Raw genomic sequence first — 686 nt, 5'->3', positions numbered from 1 at the left:
ATTCCAGCTGATTGAGTGTCTCCAACACAAAGTCCGTATCTTGGCAATCTGATATAGTATAAGCCACAATGTCACAATTATACAAATCCATGATAGAGGATAAGTAAAGTTTACAGTTTCCAAAGTAGAGATAAGTGATGTCTGTGACGAGTTTCTCCAGTGGTTTACTTACTTGAAAATGGCGATTTAATTTATAATCTGTCACATAGTATAGCTTTCCTAAATTGGGTGCCTTCTTAGGACGGGTACGACACAGCCAGCCCTTTTCTTTCATAATACGGTAAACCTTCTTATGATTGACCAAGAGACCATGGCTTTTCTTGAGTAATCGAGTGATGGTGCGATAACCGTAGATAAACCGATATTCCGTACAAAGTTGCTCGATTTTTTCTACAAGACCGTCTCTCTCCTTAGGCTTCTCACTCTCAGATTTCCAACGGTAGAAGGTTGAGCGTTTGACACCGAAACAATCCAAAATAAGAGATACTGGATAGATTTTCTTATAGTCATCCACAAGCTTGATAAGACTTACTTTGTCGATTTTCTTATCAAGCTGCGATACTTTTTTAATAGTTCCACCTGTAATCTCAACTGTTCTACTTCAGAAAGTTGCTTCGTCCCTTTGCCGTATGTGTACTGTTTCCCTACGGGTTGGTGGAATAGATGGCGTTCTTCCTTCTCATACC

General features: G+C 39.5%; 1 protein-coding gene. It reads right to left on the bottom strand.

Going from position 1 to position 686, the window contains the following annotated elements; all coding sequences use genetic code 11:
- On the bottom strand, nt 1-514 hold a 514-nt coding region (locus tag ACMZ6U_RS10640; protein WP_416108374.1), incomplete at its 3' end, for an IS3 family transposase.
- Nucleotides 515-686: the final 172 nt, after the last annotated feature.

Source organism: Streptococcus pluranimalium (assembly GCF_047785745.1).
GTDB classification, from domain to species: Bacteria; Bacillota; Bacilli; order Lactobacillales; family Streptococcaceae; genus Streptococcus; species Streptococcus pluranimalium_B.
Note: the sequence above shows the minus strand (reverse complement) of the source record. Positions and strands in the feature narration are given on the sequence as shown.